At 70.2% G+C, this 17,109-nt stretch carries 16 protein-coding genes; 2 read left to right on the top strand and 14 right to left on the bottom strand.

What is annotated here, in order from left to right:
• Window positions 1–175: 175 nt before the first annotated feature.
• Window positions 176–1,438, bottom strand: coding sequence for a histidine--tRNA ligase (gene hisS, locus RKD23_RS31150; RefSeq protein WP_424856713.1), 1,263 nt, complete (start codon window positions 1,436–1,438; stop codon window positions 176–178).
• Window positions 1,439–1,451: 13 nt separating this feature from the next.
• Window positions 1,452–2,162 (bottom strand): MBL fold metallo-hydrolase, encoded by a 711-nt coding sequence (locus tag RKD23_RS31145; protein ID WP_424856712.1) that lies wholly within the window; start codon window positions 2,160–2,162, stop codon window positions 1,452–1,454.
• A gap of 142 nt (window positions 2,163–2,304) precedes the next feature.
• Between RKD23_RS31145 and RKD23_RS31140 the strand changes: the two genes are divergently transcribed.
• Entirely contained in the window at window positions 2,305–3,120 is an 816-nt protein-coding gene (locus RKD23_RS31140) for a peptidylprolyl isomerase (protein WP_424856711.1), read from the top strand.
• A gap of 146 nt (window positions 3,121–3,266) precedes the next feature.
• Window positions 3,267–4,496 (top strand): DUF349 domain-containing protein, encoded by a 1,230-nt coding sequence (locus RKD23_RS31135; RefSeq protein ID WP_424856710.1) that lies wholly within the window; start codon window positions 3,267–3,269, stop codon window positions 4,494–4,496.
• Window positions 4,497–4,560: 64 nt separating this feature from the next.
• On the opposite strand, the gene RKD23_RS31130 is transcribed toward RKD23_RS31135, so the two are convergent.
• The 12 genes from RKD23_RS31130 to RKD23_RS31075 form a co-directional block, all read right to left on the bottom strand.
• Window positions 4,561–7,110, bottom strand: a complete 2,550-nt coding sequence (locus RKD23_RS31130; protein ID WP_424856709.1) for a RelA/SpoT family protein — start codon at window positions 7,108–7,110, stop codon at window positions 4,561–4,563.
• A gap of 195 nt (window positions 7,111–7,305) precedes the next feature.
• Window positions 7,306–7,845: an adenine phosphoribosyltransferase gene (locus RKD23_RS31125; protein ID WP_424856708.1), complete on the bottom strand. Its 540-nt coding sequence runs from the start codon at window positions 7,843–7,845 to the stop codon at window positions 7,306–7,308.
• Window positions 7,842–8,951: a protein translocase subunit SecF gene (secF, locus tag RKD23_RS31120; protein ID WP_424856707.1), complete on the bottom strand. Its 1,110-nt coding sequence runs from the start codon at window positions 8,949–8,951 to the stop codon at window positions 7,842–7,844. The genes RKD23_RS31125 and secF overlap by 4 nt, the downstream gene beginning before the upstream one ends.
• Before the next feature lies 1 nt (window position 8,952).
• A complete protein-coding gene (secD, locus tag RKD23_RS31115) occupies window positions 8,953–10,731 on the bottom strand; it encodes a protein translocase subunit SecD (RefSeq protein ID WP_424856706.1) in 1,779 nt (592 codons plus the stop codon).
• Between the two features lie 135 nt (window positions 10,732–10,866).
• A complete protein-coding gene (gene yajC, locus RKD23_RS31110) occupies window positions 10,867–11,370 on the bottom strand; it encodes a preprotein translocase subunit YajC (protein ID WP_424856705.1) in 504 nt (167 codons plus the stop codon).
• A 207-nt stretch (window positions 11,371–11,577) separates the two neighbouring features.
• Window positions 11,578–12,651, bottom strand: a complete 1,074-nt coding sequence (gene ruvB / locus RKD23_RS31105) for a Holliday junction branch migration DNA helicase RuvB (protein WP_424856704.1) — start codon at window positions 12,649–12,651, stop codon at window positions 11,578–11,580.
• 27 nt (window positions 12,652–12,678) lie between these two features.
• Window positions 12,679–13,284, bottom strand: a complete 606-nt coding sequence (ruvA, locus tag RKD23_RS31100) for a Holliday junction branch migration protein RuvA (RefSeq protein WP_424856703.1) — start codon at window positions 13,282–13,284, stop codon at window positions 12,679–12,681.
• Window positions 13,281–13,832, bottom strand: coding sequence for a crossover junction endodeoxyribonuclease RuvC (ruvC, locus tag RKD23_RS31095; RefSeq protein ID WP_424856702.1), 552 nt, complete (start codon window positions 13,830–13,832; stop codon window positions 13,281–13,283). Before ruvC ends, ruvA begins: the two co-directional genes overlap by 4 nt.
• Window positions 13,833–14,041: 209 nt before the next feature.
• Window positions 14,042–14,794 carry a YebC/PmpR family DNA-binding transcriptional regulator gene (locus RKD23_RS31090; protein WP_404043087.1) on the bottom strand — a complete coding sequence of 251 codons (753 nt, stop codon included), beginning with the start codon at window positions 14,792–14,794 and terminating at the stop codon, window positions 14,042–14,044.
• 48 nt (window positions 14,795–14,842) lie between these two features.
• The gene (gene pdxT / locus RKD23_RS31085; RefSeq protein ID WP_424856701.1) at window positions 14,843–15,448 is read right to left on the bottom strand and encodes a pyridoxal 5'-phosphate synthase glutaminase subunit PdxT; all 606 of its coding nucleotides are present in this window, start codon (window positions 15,446–15,448) and stop codon (window positions 14,843–14,845) included.
• Between the two features lie 19 nt (window positions 15,449–15,467).
• Window positions 15,468–16,373 carry a pyridoxal 5'-phosphate synthase lyase subunit PdxS gene (gene pdxS / locus RKD23_RS31080; RefSeq protein WP_404043083.1) on the bottom strand — a complete coding sequence of 302 codons (906 nt, stop codon included), beginning with the start codon at window positions 16,371–16,373 and terminating at the stop codon, window positions 15,468–15,470.
• Between the two features lie 190 nt (window positions 16,374–16,563).
• The gene (locus RKD23_RS31075) at window positions 16,564–17,106 is read right to left on the bottom strand and encodes a hypothetical protein (protein ID WP_424856700.1); all 543 of its coding nucleotides are present in this window, start codon (window positions 17,104–17,106) and stop codon (window positions 16,564–16,566) included.
• Between the last annotated feature and the right edge of the window lie 3 nt (window positions 17,107–17,109).

The raw sequence follows: 17,109 nt of genomic DNA, 5'->3' as shown, positions 1-17,109 counted from the left end.
ACTTGGAACATCTTCGGGCAGGGGCCATTGTGCCGCACACGCGCGTAAGCGCACCGTTCGCTCACCACAAGGATGTACGTCGGTTCAGCCGGGAGCGTTCGGTCTCGGACAGGTGTCCCCACGGCATGCGAAAGGGCGTCCGGAAACCCGGACGCCCCTCCACACGCGTGTGCGCTCAGCCGAGCCGCGCCTCAAGCTCGGCCACGATCTCGTTCACACCGACCGCCGACTGCTCGCCGGACTCCATGTCCTTGAGCTGGACGACACCCTCGGCGAGGTCGCGCTCACCGGCGACCAGGGCGTAGCGCGCGCCGGAGCGGTTGGCCGCCTTCATCGCCGCCTTCAGGCCCTTGCCGCCGTAACTGAAGTCCGCCGCGACACCGACCTTGCGCAGCTCGGTGACCTTCGCGAACAGCACGCGACGGGCCTCCTCGCCGAGGGGGACGGCGAAGACGCTGGTGGACGCCGGGAGGGCGAGCTCGACGCCCTCGGCCTCCAGGGCGAGGACCGTGCGGTCGACGCCGAGGGCCCAGCCGACGGACGGCAGGGCGGGGCCGCCGATCATCTCGGACAGGCCGTCGTAGCGGCCGCCGCCGCCCACCGCGGACTGGGAGCCCAGGCCGTCGTGGACGAACTCGAACGTCGTACGCGTGTAGTAGTCCAGGCCGCGGACCAGCTTGGGGTCGTCCTCGAAGGCGACACCGGCGGCCGTGATCAGCTCGCGGACCTCCTCGTGGTACGCCTTGCAGGCGTCGCACAGGTAGTCGCGCAGCAGCGGGGCGTCGCCGAGCTGCTTCTGGACCGACTCGCGCTTGTCGTCCAGGACGCGCAGCGGGTTGATCTCCGCGCGGCGCAGGGTGTCCTCGTCGAGGTCCAGGCCGCGCAGGAAGTCCTGGAGGGCGGCCCGGTAGACGGGGCGGCACTCCTTGTCGCCGAGGCTGTTGAGCAGGATGCGGAAGTTCCGCAGGCCGAGGGAGCGGTAGGCCTGGTCGGCCAGGATGATCAGCTCGGCGTCCAGGGCCGGGTCCTCGGCACCGATCGCCTCGGCGCCGACCTGCGAGAAGTGCCTGTAGCGGCCCTTCTGCGGGCGCTCGTAGCGGTAGTACGAGCCGGAGTACCAGAGCTTGACCGGGAGGTTGCCCGCCTTGTGCAGGTTGGCCTCCAAGGCGGCACGCAGCACGGACGCGGTGCCCTCGGGGCGCAGGGCGAGCCGGTCGCCGCCCTTGGTCTCGAAGGCGTACATCTCCTTGGTGACGATGTCGGTGGACTCGCCGACACCGCGCGCGAACAGCTCGACGTTCTCGAAGCCGGGCGTCTCGATGTAGCCGTAGCCGGAGTTGCGCAGCGGGGCGGCGATGGCCTCGCGGACGGCCAGGAACTTGGCGCTGTCCGGCGGGATGAGGTCGTAGGTGCCCTTGGGGGCCTTGAAGGTGCTCACGGAAAGTCTCTCGTCACATTCCTCGTCGGGGAGCGTCGACGTCAGCTCCCGGGCCGGCGGCCACCTTCCGCAGATACGGGTTGGTGGCGCGCTCCTGGCCGATGGTCGTCTGGGGACCGTGGCCCGACAGCACCACGGTCGAGTCCTCGAGCGGCAGGCACACACGCGCCAGCGAGTCGAGCATCTCGGCCATGTCACCGCCGGGCAGGTCGGTGCGTCCGATGGAGCCGGCGAACAGCAGGTCGCCCGAGAACAGGATCGGCGGGATGTCCGCCGCCTCGGGCATGCCGAAGGTCACCGACCCCTTGGTATGGCCGGGCGCGTGGGCGACCGTCAGTTCCAGTCCGGCCAGCTCCAGCTTCGCGCCGTCGGTGAGCTCCTTGACGTCGTCCGGCTCCCCCACGGTCAGCTCGCCGAGCAACGGCATGCCGATGGACCGGCCGAGCGCCTTCTCGGGGTCGCTCATCATGTACCGGTCCTCGGGGTGGATCCAGGCCGGTACGTCGTGCGCTCCGCAGACCGGGACGACCGAGGCCACATGGTCGATGTGGCCATGGGTGAGGACGACGGCGACGGGCTTGAGCCGATGCTTCTTCAGTGCTTCCTCGACTCCGGGGGCCGCCTGATGGCCCGGGTCGATGATCACGCACTCCTCACCGGCGGCGGGGGCGACGAGATAACAGTTCGTCCCCCAGGCCCCGGCGGGGAACCCGGCAATGAGCACGATCGTCCTTCGTTGTGTCGGTTCGGGGTGGCTTGCGCATGGGCTACGCCTGAGGTCAGAGCCTACCGGCGCTGCCGATTCCTCAGCGAACCCATATACGGTACGGGGCACACACCAGACGGACGTACGAGGAGACAACCCGGTGGTCACCCAGGAACAGCGGCGGCGGCAGCTCGCCCGGGAGAAGTTCTTGCGGCAGCAGCAGCGGCGCACCGAGTCGCGACGGAAGGCGAAGGTCCGCAACTCGGTGATCGCGTCGGTGCTCGGCGTGGTCCTGGTGGGCAGCCTCGCGCTGTACACGACCGGGGTCATGAAGGACGACAAGGACGACAAGGCGAACGCGAGCGCCACCACGGACCCCACGCCCAGCGCGGTCAAGGACCCCTGCGACAAGCCCGCCGAGGGCAAGGTGAAGACGCAGACGTGGAAGAAGGAGCCGGCGGTCACCATCGACAAGTCGGCCAAGTACACGATGAAGCTGGCCACGACGTGCGGTGACATCGACATCGCGCTGAACGCGTCGGCGGCCCCGCACACGGTGAACTCGTTCGACTACCTGGCGGGCAAGGGCTACTTCGACCACACCAAGTGCCACCGGCTCACCACGAGCAACATCTACGTGCTGCAGTGCGGCGACCCGACGGGCAGCGGCAGCGGCGGGCCGGGCTACACCCTCCCGGACGAGAATCTGAAGGACAAGAGCCTCAAGGGCGGCGTGTACCCGGCGGGCACGGTCGCGATGGCGAACACCGGCCAGCCGCACACCGGCGGCAGCCAGTTCTTCCTCGTCTACCAGGACAGTCAGCTGCCCCCCAGCTACACACCGTTCGGTACCGTTTCCGCATCGGGCATGACGGTCCTGAAGAAGATCGCCGAGGCCGGCGAGAACACCGGCGCCGGTGACGGCGCGCCGAACGCGACCGTTGTGATCGACAAGGCGACGGTCGCGAAATCCTGACCCCATCCGGACCGCCATCTGCGGAATTTCGGTCGCGCGGGATGCGGACAGGCAACCCGCCGGTCGCCTATGTTGGCCGTGACGAAACTGTGGACGATGCCCGGGGGAGCTGAGGCCCCCCGCAGGCATCATGTGGAGGAGGCGCTGTGAGCAGCGACCCGTGGGGCCGCGTCGACGAGACGGGGACCGTGTACGTGCGTACGGCCGACGGCGAGCAGGTCGTCGGTTCCTGGCAGGCAGGCTCCCCCGAGGAGGCGCTGGCCTACTTCGAGCGCAAGTACGAGGGCCTGGTTGTCGAGATCGGCCTCCTCGAGAAGCGAGTGAAGACCACCGACCTGTCGGCGAAGGACGCCCAGACCGCGATCGGCCATCTGCGCGAGCAGGTGGACGCGCACCACGCGGTCGGCGATCTGGACGCGCTGCGGGCCCGGCTGGACAAGCTCGCGGGGCTGGTCGAGACGCGCCGCGAGGAGCGCAAGGCACAGCGGGCCAAGCAGACCGACGAGGCCCGTCACGCCAAGGAGTCGCTGGTCGTCGAGGCCGAGGAGCTGGCGCAGTCGGACCAGTGGCGGGCGGCCGGTGAGCGGCTGCGCGCGCTGGTGGACACCTGGAAGGGGCTGCCCCGGCTCGACCGCAAGTCGGACGACGAGCTGTGGCACCGCTTCTCGCACGCGCGCTCGGCGTTCTCCAAGCGTCGCAAGGCCCACTTCGCGCAGCTGGACGCGCAGCGCGAGGAGGCCCGCAGGACCAAGGAGCGGCTGGTCGCGGAGGCCGAGGCGCTGTCCGGTTCGACGGACTGGGGTCCCACGGCCGCGCGTTACCGCGAGCTGATGACCGAGTGGAAGGCCGCCGGGCGCGCCCAGCGCGAGCACGAGGACGACCTGTGGAACCGCTTCCGCGGCGCCCAGGACGTGTTCTTCGCGGCCCGTGGCTCGGTTTTCGCCGAGCGGGACGCCGAGCAGGCGGAGAACCTCAAGCTCAAGGAGGAGCTGGCGGAGGAGGCCGAGAAGATCCTCCCGGTCACCGACCTGAAGGCCGCGCGGGCCGCGTTCCGCACGGTCAACGAGCGCTGGGAGGCGATCGGTCATGTGCCGCGCGACGCCCGGCCGAAGGTCGAGGGCCGCATGCACGCCGTGGAGCGGGCGATCCAGGAGGCCGAGGAGGCCGAGTGGCGCCGCACCAACCCGGAGGCACGCGCGCGTGCCGAGGGGCTGACCGGTCAGCTGCAGGCCGCGGTGGACAAGCTCAAGGGCCAGATCGAGCAGGCGCGCGCGCAGGGCAACAACGCCCGTGCCGACAAGCTCGAGAAGGAGCTGGAGGGCCGCCAGGCGCTGCTGGACCAGGCCCTGAAGGGTCTGCAGGAGTTCGGCGGCTGACGCCGTACCGCACATGAGGAAGGGGCTCCCCTCGGGGAGCCCCTTCTTCGTGTCCCTGCGGCCGTTACGACCGGCTGCGGGCCGACGTCACGCGGTAGACGTCGTAGACGCCCTCGACGCCGCGTACGGCCTTCAGGACGTGGCCCAGGTGCTTGGGGTCGCCCATCTCGAAGGTGAAGCGGGAGGTGGCCACGCGGTCGCGGGAGGTCTGGACGGCCGCGGAGAGGATGTTGACGTGCTGGTCGGACAGGACGCGGGTGACGTCCGACAGGAGCCGGGAGCGGTCCAGGGCCTCGACCTGGATGGCGACCAGGAAGACCGAGGACTGGGTGGGGGCCCACTCGACGTCGAGGATGCGCTCGGGCTCGCGGGACAGTGACTCCACGTTGACGCAGTCGCTGCGGTGAACCGATACGCCACTACCTCGGGTGACGAAGCCGATGATCGGGTCGCCGGGGACGGGCGTACAGCAGCGGGCCAGTTTCACCCACACGTCGTCGACGCCCTTGACGACGACGCCCGGGTCGGCGCTGGAGCGGCGCTTGCGGCTGCGTCCGCGCGCGGGCGGCACGCTCTCGTCGATCTCCTCGGTGGCCGCCTCCTCGCCACCGAAGGCCTGGACGAGCTTCTGCACGACGCTCTGCGCGGAGACATGGCCCTCGCCGATCGCCGCGTACAGGGCGGAGATGTCGGGGTAGCGCATCTCGTGCGCGAGGGTGACGAGCGAGTCGCCGGTGAGGATGCGCTGGATCGGCAGGTTCTGCTTGCGCATCGCGCGGACGATGGCGTCCTTGCCCTGCTCGATGGCCTCGTCGCGGCGCTCCTTGGAGAACCAGGCGCGGATCTTGTTGCGGGCCCGGGGCGACTTGACGAAGCTCAGCCAGTCGCGGGAGGGTCCGGCGCCCGCCGCCTTGGAGGTGAAGACCTCCACCAGGTCGCCGTTGTCCAGGGTGGACTCCAGCGGCACCAGGCGGCCGTTGACGCGGGCTCCTATGGTGCGGTGGCCGACCTCGGTGTGGACGGCGTAGGCGAAGTCGACCGGGGTGGCGCCCGCGGGCAGCGCTATGACGTCGCCCTTGGGCGTGAAGACGAAGACCTCGTTGCGGGAGAGGTCGAAGCGCAGCGACTCGAGGAACTCGCCGGGGTCCTCGGTCTCCTTCTGCCAGTCCAGGAGCTGGCGCAGCCACGCCATGTCGTTGACGGCGTCCTTGTCCTTGCCGGACGTGCGGGGCACGTCCGTGCGGACCTTGGAGGCACCGGCGACGGCGTCCTGCTTGTACTTCCAGTGCGCGGCGATGCCGTACTCGGCGCGGCGGTGCATGTCGAACGTACGGATCTGGAGTTCGACCGGCTTGCCGTTGGGGCCGATGACCGTCGTGTGCAGCGACTGGTACATGTTGAACTTCGGCATCGCGATGTAGTCCTTGAACCGGCCGGGGACCGGGTTCCAGCGCGCGTGCACGGTGCCGAGGGCCGCGTAGCAGTCGCGGACGGTGTCCACGAGGACGCGGATGCCGACCAGGTCGTAGATCTCCGCGAAGTCACGGCCGCGGACGATCATCTTCTGGTAGACGCTGTAGTAGTGCTTCGGGCGGCCGGTGACGGTGGCCTTGATACGGGCCGCGCGCAGGTCCTGCTGGACCTCGTCGGTCACTATGGCCAGGTATTCGTCACGCTTCGGTGCCCTTTCGGCCACCAGCCGGACGATCTCGTCGTACATCTTGGGGTAGAGGATCGCGAAGGCGAGGTCCTCCAGCTCCCACTTGATGGTGTTCATGCCCAGGCGGTGGGCGAGCGGCGCGTAGATCTCGAGGGTCTCGCGCGCCTTCTTCTCCTGCTTCTCGCGCTTGAGGTAGCGCATGGTGCGCATGTTGTGCAGGCGGTCGGCGAGCTTGATGACCAGCACGCGCGGGTCCTTGGCCATCGCCACGACCATCTTGCGTACGGTCTCGGCCTGGGCGGCCTCGCCGAACTTGACCTTGTCCAGCTTGGTGACGCCGTCGACGAGGAGGGCGACGACGTCGCCGAAGTCGCGGCGCAGGTCCTCCAGGCCGTACTCGGTGTCCTCGACGGTGTCGTGCAGCAGGCCGGCCATGAGGGTGGCCGGGTCCATGCCGAGCTCGGCGAGGATGGTGGTCACCGCGAGGGGGTGGGTAATGTACGGGTCGCCGCTCTTGCGCTTCTGGCCGCGGTGCCAGCGCTCGGCGACCTGGTAGGCCTTCTCGATCTGGCGCAGGGTCGCCGTCTCGATCTTGGGGTCGTTGCTGCGCACTATCCGCAGCAGCGGTTCCAGGACCGGGTTGTAGGGGTTGGCGCGCTGGACGCCGAGGCGGGCGAGCCGGGCGCGGACGCGGTTGGAGGAGCCGGAACGGGCGGACGGCTGGGGCGCGGCCGGACGGATCGGGGGCGTGGGAGCGGGCGAGGGAGCGCTGCGCGCGGGAGGAGCGGGAGCCGGCTTGGGGCGGGCGGCCTCGGCGGGCCGGTCGACGGGCGCGGACTGGGCGTGCTCGGCCGTCCCGCGGGTGTCGTTCTTCGCGTCGGGCGCGGGCGTGGCCGGCTGCTCCGAGGCGGGCTCGGGCTTGGCGGCGGTCAGGTGCTGGGCCTCGTCTGGCAAGAGGGCTCCTCGTGCGCGTTCCGGGTCCCCCGGTCAGGCTCCGGAGAACCCATGGTAGCGAGCCTGGGCTCCAGGATCGCCTTCAGGCCGAAGTGCGGACTGCTCACGCAGCAACACCGAAGGCGGGCTCCGGATTCCTCCGGGCCCGCCTCAGTGTGCTGCGACCTGCGTCTTCGGGGTCCTCGCCCGGTGCGGTCAGACGGTGAGCAGCGCCTCCAGGGGCGCTCCGTCCAGGGCCGCCGTCAGGCGGGTACGGCCGTCGAGGAAGCTGAGCTCCATCAGTACGGCGACCCCCGCGACCTGGGCGCCCGCGCGCCGGATCAGCTGCAGCGAGGCCTCGGCGGTGCCGCCGGTGGCGAGGACGTCGTCGACGACCAGAACCCGGTCGTCGGCCGCCAGGTCCTCGGCGTGCACCTCGATCTCGGCCGAGCCGTACTCCAGGTCGTAACGCTGGCCGAGGGTCGCTCCGGGGAGCTTGCCCGCCTTGCGTACGGGGATGAAGCCGAGCCCCGCGCGGACGGCGACCGGCGCACCGAGGATGAAGCCGCGAGCCTCCAGGCCGACGACCTTGGTGGCCCCGGTGCGCACGGCGATCTCCGCGAACGCGTCGGTCAGCGCGGTGAACGCGGCCGGGTCCGCGAGCAGCGGGGTGATGTCCTTGAACATCACGCCCGGCTCGGGATAGTCGGCGACCTCGCGGATGCGGCTGAGCAGCAGCTGCCTGAGCTCGGTCATCGGCGCTTCCCGGACGGACGGCCACGGCCTCGGCTGCGGGCGGCGGACGTCTCGCGCGGGCCGACGACAGCCGGAGCGGCGTCCTCGGGACCGTCGTACGCCTCACCGGCGACGGCGGCCGACGGCTCGGCCTGGTCGCCGCCCTGGGCGCGCTTGGCGAGGACGCGCTTCTTCAGCGCCTTCAGCTGCGGCTCGCGCTCCTTGAGGTCGGCGACGAGCGGCGTGGCGATGAAGATCGAGGAGTAGGCACCGGCCGCGAGGCCGACGAACAGCGACAGCGAGATGTCGTTGAGCGTGCCCGCGCCGAGGAAGCCGCCACCGATGAACAGCAGGCCCGCCACCGGCAGCAGCGCGACGACCGTGGTGTTGATCGAGCGCACCAGGGTGCCGTTGATGGAGCGGTTGGCGATCTCGCTGTAGGTGAAGCGGGTCTGCTTGGTGATGTCCTTCGTCTGCTCCTTGAGGCTGTCGAAGACGACGACCGTGTCGTAGAGCGAGTAACCCAGGATCGTCAGCAGACCGATCACCGTGCCGGGCGTGACCTCGAAGCCCACCAGGGCGTAGATACCCACCGTGATGGTGATGTCGTGGATCAGCGCGACGAGGGCGGCGATGGCCATGCGCCACTCGAACGCGATCGCCAGATAGATCACGACCAGGACCATGAAGATCGCCAGACCCTGCCAGGCCTTGTTGGCGATCTGGTCGCCCCAGCTCGGACCGACCAGGTCGGCGGCGATCCGCTCCGGGTCGACCTTGAAGTCCTTGGCCAGCTCGGTCTTGATCTGGTCGGACTGCTGGGTGTCCATGCCGGCGATCTGGATGCGCAGCGTGCCGTTGCCGAGCTTCTGCACGACCGCGTCGTGGCCGGAGGCCTCCGCCGCGTACTCCTCGGCCTGGGAGACCGAGACGCTGGTCTTCGGGGTGGTGAAGACGGCGCCGCCCTGGAAGTCGATGCCCATGTTCAGGCCGCGCACCCCCAGGCCCAGGATGGCCGTGATGGTGATCAGGACCGAGATGCCGTACCAGAGCTTGCGGTGGCCGATGAAGTCGTAGCTGACCTCACCGCGGTGCAGTCGGGCTCCGAGGTTGCCGAGCTTCGACATCTCAGGCCTCCTTCGGGTCGACGGGGCCCGCGACAGGGCCGGCGGGACGGCGGGTGCGGCGCAGCGGCGGCTTGGCGCCCAGGCCCTTCGGGTCGAGGCCGGACCACTTGTGGCCGCCTCCGAAGAACTTCGTGCGGGCGAGGATCGTCATCAGCGGCTTGGTGAAGAAGAAGACGACGACCACGTCCAGCAGGGTGGTCAGACCCAGCGTGAACGCGAAGCCCTGGACCTTGCCGACGGTGACGATGAACAGCACCGCGGCGGCCAGGAACGACACGAAGTCGGAGACCAGGATGGTGCGCCGGGCACGCGGCCAGGCCCGCTCCACGGCGGGGCGCAGCGAGCGGCCCTCGCGGATCTCGTCCCGGATGCGTTCGAAGTACACGATGAAGGAGTCGGCTGTGATGCCGATCGCGACGATGGCACCGCAGACGGCCGGCAGGTTCAGCGCGAAGCCGATGGCCGGGCCGAGCAGCGACATGATCACGTAGGTGAGCGCGGCGGACACCAGCAGCGAGGCGCACGCGACGAGCGACAGGCCGCGGTAGTACACGACGAGGTAGAGCACGACCAGGGCGAGGCCGATGGCGCCGGCCAGCAGACCCGCGTGCAGCTGCTCGCTGCCGAGCGCGGCCGTGACGGTGGTGACGCTGGACTCCTTGAAGGTCAGCGGGAGCGCACCGTAGGAGAGCATGTTGGACAGGCTCTGCGCCTCGGTCTGGGTGAAGTTGCCGGAGATCTCCGCGTTGCCGCCGCTGATGGCCGTACGGACGTACGGGTGCGAGATGACCTTGTCGTCCAGGACGATGGCGAACTCGTTCTGCGGGGAGGCCTTGGTGGCCAGGTCACCCGTGATCTTGGCGAACTTCTTGCCGCCGCTGCCGCTGAAGTCCATCGTGACCTTCCAGCCGGCACCGCTCTGGGTGTCGAGGACGGCCTGGGCCTTGTCGACATCGGTGCCGTCGACGGCGACCGGGCCGAGCACGAACTTCGTCCACACGTCGCCGTCCTGACCGCAGGCGACGGTCGTGTCCTCCGGCTTGGCGGCCTTGCCGGCCTGCGCGCGCTGCTTGGGGTCGGCGCAGTTCAGAGCGGCGAACTGGGCCTGGAGGTCGCTGTCGGCGGAACCGGTGTCCGCGGACGGCGTGGCGCTCGGGGTGGCGGAGCCGGAGGGCGAGGCGCTCGCCGAGGGGGTGGGGTCGGCCTTCAGAGCTTCCGTGACCGCGCGGCCCTGCGTGGTGGCACTGGCCGACGGGGTGGCCTCGTCACCGCTGCTCGCGGAGGTGGAGGCGCTCGGCGAGGGGCTGCCGCTCGGGGAGGCGCTGCCGCTGGGGCTGCCGGTCGGGCTGGTGCTGGGGACGGCGGCGCCGCCGGAGGGCGCGCTCTGCAGCACGGGGCGGAAGTACAGCTTGGCGGTGGTACCGACCTGATCCCGGGCCTGCTTGGAGTTCGTGCCCTTGGGGATGTTGACGATGATGTTGTCGGCGCCCTGGGTCTGGACCTCCGCCTCGGACACACCAAGACCGTTGACACGGCTGTTCATGATCTCGACAGCGGTGTCCATGTTGGTCTTGTTGATCGCGTTGGGCTGGCCCGGCTCATTGACAGCCGTCAGCGTGATGCTGGTACCGCCGGCCAGGTCGATACCGAGACGCGGGGTCGTGTGACCGGCCGCGAACATACCGCCGGTGAGCGCCACGATGGCGATCAGGATCAGGGCCAGCGAGCGCCCCGGCTTGCTCTGGGCGCTCGCGGTCCGGCCCTTTTTAGGTGCTGCCACCTTCTCGTACTCCCTCTCGGGCCGCCTCGCGCCGGGTCGGCGGGCGGGCGGCCATGACATGGTGTGGGATCCCCTGACGAGAGACACGTGTCCCGGTGCGTGCGGAGGAGGCCCCCGCACCGCACCGGGGCAGTACTACTTCGTGTCGGAGTCGCCGTCGGTCTTCTTCGGCTCTTCCGCCTTCGCCTCGGCGGCGTCCTTCGCCTCGGCGGCGTCCTCGGAGGACTCCTCGCCCGCGTCCTTCTTGCCGAGGTCGACGGACGTCTCGTCGGAGGCGGCGGCGGAGCCGGCGGACTCGTCGGACTCGGTGAGGGAGGAGGCGTCGTCCGGGACGACGTCGGACTTCAGGTCGTGCTCGATGCCGTGGACGATGCGGTTGTACTCGTCGTCGGAGAGCACGGCGCCGATGGCGTTCTTGGCGAACAGGAGCTCTACGCCCGGGCCGGCGTCGAGGAGGACGGTGTCCTCACTGACCTCCTTGACCGTCGCGTACATGCCCCCGATCGTGCGGACGCCGGAACCGGGCTGCATCTGGTTCCGCATGTCGGCCGCCTGCTGCTGCTTCTTCTTCGCCGACCGCGTCATCAGGATCATGGCCCCGATGAGCACGATGAACGGGAGGAGGGTCACGAGACTCACGGGTCGAACTTCCTTCACACGACCGCGGTGGTGTGCGGCCTATTCGATGGGGGTATGCATGCCGTCCGGCACGGGCGGCATCGGCGGAGTCTAAGCGAGTCCGCGCGCAGGGAACAACGCTCAGCATGGCACCTGGGTTCCTGACGTCGCCAATCCCGCGCCGAACCCGGTCTCATCCCGCGGCGAACCCCTGCCGTTCCCGTGCCGTCACGTCCCGAACAGGTCCTGTTGTCCGTTTCCGGAGCCTGCCGCGCGGGGCGGCGTGAGGCCGAGATGCGCCCATGCGGCCGGGGTCGCGACCCTGCCGCGGGGGGTGCGCGCCAGCAGTCCCTCCCGTACGAGGAAGGGCTCGGCGACCTCCTCGACGGTCTCCCGCTCCTCCCCCACCGCGACGGCGAGGGTGGACAGGCCGACCGGGCCGCCGCCGAAGAGCTTCAGCAGGGCCTCCAGCACGGCGCGGTCGAGCCGGTCGAGGCCCCGCGCGTCGACCTCGTACACCTTCAGGGCCGCCGCGGCGATGTCGCGCGTGATGACGCCGTCGGCCTTGACCTGGGCGTAGTCGCGCACGCGGCGCAGCAGGCGGTTGGCGATGCGCGGGGTGCCGCGGGAGCGGCCGGCGATCTCGGCGGCGCCGTCGGTGTCGATCTCGACGTCGAGGAGGTTCGCCGAGCGGTGGACGACGCGCTGCAGTTCGGCCGGTTCGTAGAACTCCATGTGCGCGGTGAAGCCGAAGCGGTCGCGCAGCGGGGGCGGCAGCAGGCCCGCGCGGGTGGTGGCGCCGACCAGGGTGAAGGGCGGCAGTTCGAGCGGGATGGCGGTGGCGCCGGGGCCCTTGCCGACGATGACGTCGACGCGGAAGTCCTCCATCGCCATGTACAGCATCTCCTCGGCGGGCCGGGACATGCGGTGGATCTCGTCGAGGAAGAGGACCTCGCCCTCCTGGAGGGAGGACAGGATCGCCGCGAGGTCGCCGGCGTGCTGGATGGCGGGGCCCGAGGTGATGCGGATCGGGGCGCCCATCTCGGCCGCGATGATCATCGACAGGGTGGTCTTCCCCAGGCCGGGGGCGCCGGACAGCAGAACGTGGTCGGCGGTGGCACCTCGCGCGCGGGCGGCGCGCAGGACGAGGTCGAGCTGCTCGCGGACCTTCTCCTGACCGATGAACTCGCCCAGGTCCTTGGGGCGCAGGGCGGCCTCGACGGCCTGGTCCTCGCGGTCGGCGGACGCGCCGACGAGCCGCTCGTCGGTGGCGGCGGTGTCGGTCGGGTCGTCCCAGTTCATGTGTGTGCCTTACGACGGGTCGTGGGGTCAGCGGGCGCGGTTCAGGGTCTGCAGGGCGGCCTTGAGCAACTGGCCCACCTGGGGCGCGCCTTCGGCCGCCTCGGCCTGCGGGGCGACGGCGGTGACCGCCTCGTCGGCCTCGCGGGTGGCGTAGCCGAGGCCGATGAGCGCGGCGTGCAGCTGGTCGCGCCATCCCTGGGTGACCGGGGCGCCGACCGCGGGGGCGCCGACGGGTGCGCCGAGACGGTCCTTCAGTTCGAGGAGCAGCTTCTGGGCGCCCTTCTTGCCGATGCCGGGCACGGCCGTGAGCGCCTTCTCGTCGCCGGTGGCGACGGCCCGGCGCAGGGCGTCCGGGCTGTGCACGGCGAGCATCGCCTGGGCGAGTCTCGGGCCGACGCCGCTCGCGGTCTGCAGCAGCTCGAACACCTGGCGCTCGTCGTCGTCGGCGAAGCCGTACAGCGTGAGGGAGTCCTCGCGGACGACCAGGGAGGTGTGCAGCTTGGCGGGCTTGCCGAGACGCAGAGTGGACAGTGTGTTCGGCGTGCACTGGACGGCCATGCCGACACCGCCGACCTCCACGACCGCGGCGTCCGGGGCGAGTGCGGCGACCGTGCCGCTGACGAAGGCGATCATGCGGTGCGGCCCTTCGGAGTTCTGGTCGGTGCTTTCGCTGCCTGCAGGGCGACGGCCTGCTGCAGCCGGTTCTGGGCGGGGGCGCGCCAGATGTGGCAGATGGCGAGTGCGAGGGCGTCGGCGGCGTCGGCCGGCTTCGGCGGGGCGTCCAGCCGGAGCAGCCGGGTGACCATGGCGCCGACCTGTGCCTTGTCGGCGCGGCCGCTGCCGGTGACGGCGGCCTTGACCTCGCTGGGGGTGTGCAGGGCGACGGGGATGCCACGGCGGGCGGCGCACAGCATGGCGACGGCGCTGGCCTGGGCGGTGCCCATCACCGTACGGACGTTGTGCTGGCTGAAGACGCGCTCCACGGCCACGAACTCGGGCCGGTGCTCGTCCAGCCAGGCCTCGATGCCCTGCTCGACGGCGACGAGGCGGTGGCCGAGGTCGGCATCCGCCGGGGTGCGTACGACACCGACGCCGAGCATGGTCAGCGGGCGCCCGGCGACACCTTCGACGACCCCGACCCCGCACCGGGTCAGTCCGGGGTCCACCCCGAGTACGCGCACCTGCGCCCCCTCCCCTCTTTTGCGGCTGAGCCGCCGCCGCTCTCGCGGACCTGGCTGAGCACCGTCGTGGTTCCCCAATTGATGGTTGCGGTCCGTGGACGGAGATCCTTTTGACTCCCGCCAGGCTATCCGCTGCCACTGACAACGGCGGCGGGCCGGGGGACATGTGTCCCACCGGCCCGTCGTGATCCGCGAAGCTCGCGGCAGCGTTACGCGTCGACCTTCGCCATGACCTCGTCGCTGACGTCGAAGTTGGCGAAGACGTTCTGCACGTCGTCGCTGTCCTCGAGCGCGTCGATCAGCTTGAAGATCTTCTTGGCGCCCTCTTCGTCCAGCTCGACCTGGACGGACGGCACGAAGCTGGAATCGGCGGAGTCGTAGTCGATCCCGGCCTCCTGGAGGGCGGTGCGGACCGCGACCAGGTCGGTGGCCTCGCTGATGACCTCGAAGTTCTCGCCGAGGTCGTTGACCTCTTCGGCACCGGCGTCCAGGACCGCGCCCAGGACGTCGTCCTCGGTCAGCTCGCCCTTGGGGACGATGATGACGCCCTTGCGGCTGAACATGTACGACACCGAGCCGGGGTCGGCCATGTTGCCGCCGTTGCGGGTCATGGCGACGCGCACGTCGGAGGCGGCGCGGTTGCGGTTGTCGGTGAGGCACTCGATGAGCACCGCGACGCCGTTGGGGCCGTAGCCCTCGTACATGATCGTCTCGTAGTCGGCGCCGCCGGCCTCGAGACCACCGCCACGCTTGATCGCGGAGTCGATGTTCTTGTTGGGAACCGACTGCTTCTTGGCCTTCTGAACGGCGTCGTAGAGCGTCGGGTTGCCCTCGAGGTCCACGCCGCCCATGCGCGCCGCGACCTCGATGTTCTTGATCAGCTTCGCGAAGAGCTTGCCGCGCTTGGCGTCGATGACGGCCTTCTTGTGCTTCGTCGTGGCCCATTTAGAGTGGCCGGACATCTGCCTGTCTCCTTCGCGTAACCCATCTCTGTAACGACGCCAGAGATCCTACAAGGACTCCGCCGCCCGGTCTGCGCGCACCATGTCGACGAAGAGCGCGTGCATGCGGTGGTCGCCGGTCAGTTCCGGGTGGAACGACGTGGCCAGCGCGTTGCCCTGGCGGACCGCGACGATGTGGCCGTCGTGCTCGGCGAGCACCTCGGCCCGGGCACCGACGGACTCCACCCACGGGGCGCGGATGAAGACGCCCTCCACAGGATCGCCCGGGACGCCCTTGACGTCGACCGCGGCCTCGAAGGACTCGTTCTGCCGTCCGAAGGCGTTGCGGCGCACGATCATGTCGATGCCGCCGATGGTCTCCTGGCCCGAGCGCGGGTCGAGGATCTTGTCGGCGAGCATGATCAGGCCGGCGCAGGTGCCGTAGACGGGCATGCCCGCCTGTACGCGCGCGCGGAGGGGTTCCATCAGGCCGAAGAGGACGGCCAGCTTGGAGATGGTGGTGGACTCGCCGCCGGGGATGACGAGGGCGTCCACCTCGGCGAGCTCTTCGGGGCGCCTGACCGGCCTGGCCACGGCGTCTGCCGCGGCCAGGGCGATGAGGTGCTCCCGTACGTCGCCCTGGAGGGCCAGGACGCCTATGACAGGAGTGTTCATGAGGTCAGTACCTGAGTGATTACCAGCCGCGGTTGGCGTAGCGCTCGGACTCGGGGAGGGTGTCGCAGTTGATGCCGACCATGGCCTCGCCGAGGTTGCGGGACGCGTCGGCGATGATCTTCGGGTCGTCGTAGAAGGTGGTGGCCTTCACGATGGCGGCGGCGCGCTTGGCCGGGTCGCCGGACTTGAAGATGCCGGAGCCGACGAAGACGCCCTCGGCGCCGAGCTGGCGCATCAGCGCGGCGTCGGCCGGGGTGGCCACGCCACCGGCGGAGAACAGCACGACCGGGAGCTTGCCGAGCTCGGAGACTTCCTTGACGAGCTCGTACGGGGCGCGCAGCTCCTTGGCGGCGGCGTACAGCTCGTTGTTGTCGAAGCCGCGCAGCTTGGCGATCTCGTTCTTGATCTGGCGCAGGTGGCGGACGGCCTCGACGACGTTGCCGGTGCCGGCCTCGCCCTTGGAGCGGATCATGGCCGCGCCCTCGGCGATGCGGCGCAGGGCCTCACCGAGGTTGGTGGCACCACAGACGAAGGGGGTGGTGAAGGCCCACTTGTCGGAGTGGTTGACCTCGTCGGCCGGGGTGAGGACCTCGGACTCGTCGATGTAGTCGACGCCGAGGGACTGCAGGACCTGGGCCTCGACGAAGTGGCCGATGCGGGACTTGGCCATCACCGGGATGGAGACCGCGTCGATGATGCCCTCGATCATGTCCGGGTCGGACATACGGGCCACGCCGCCGTCCTTGCGGATGTCGGCCGGGACGCGCTCCAGGGCCATGACGGCGACGGCGCCCGCGTCCTCGGCGATCTTGGCCTGCTCCGGCGTGACGACGTCCATGATGACGCCGCCCTTGAGCTGCTCGGCCATGCCGCGCTTCACGCGGGCGGTGCCGGTGGCGGGAGCCTGGTTCTCGATGATGGACACGGGTTGACCTCACAGAAGTGTGAAAAGAGGGTTTCTGCATCACCGAGGAAACGTGAACGGGCCAGGCCACAGCAAGGGCCAATGGGAAGCCGGTGGATCGTTTTTGCGCCACCCGGCCGTCGACGGACCACGTCACTTTCAGGCCAGCCACCGAGAAACCCCTGGTCAGACGGCCCAGGAGGGCGGGCGGTCAGGTGGCCCGGTCCGCCAGTGCCGCCGGGGGCTCGTCGTCCATCTCGAACGCCATCGGGAACGGGGCGTGGCCGGCCAGCCGGAACCAGCGGACCTTACGGTGCTCACGCAGGCGACGGGCCGCGCCGACGGCGTCGTTGTGGAAGCGGCGGGCCATCGGCACGCGCCGTACGGCCTCGGTGAGCTCACGGGCGGCCTCCTCTCCCCCGGGCGCCTCCCGCACCGCCTCGACCTGCGCCGCCTCCGCGAACACGGCCCGCAGCGCCTGGCTCAGCTCGCTCTCGGCGACCTCCCGCTGCTCCTCCTCGGCCTGGCGGGCGGCGTGTGCCGCCTCGTACAGGACGATCGACGCGGCCGGGTCGAGCACGCCCGAGGTGGCCACCTCCTGCGTCACGGAGGCCCTGCGCAGCAACTGCGCGTCCAGCGCGGCACGAGCGGCGTCGATCCGGGCGTGCAGCCGGTCCAGCCGGCCCGCCGTCCAGCTCAGGTACAGGCCGACGGCCACGAGGGCGACGAGGATCCAGATGAGGGTTGCGGTCACGGC

The organism is Streptomyces sp. SAI-170, from assembly GCF_049739565.1.
Lineage (GTDB): Bacteria > Actinomycetota > Actinomycetes > Streptomycetales > Streptomycetaceae > Streptomyces.
Note: the sequence above shows the minus strand (reverse complement) of the source record. Positions and strands in the feature narration are given on the sequence as shown.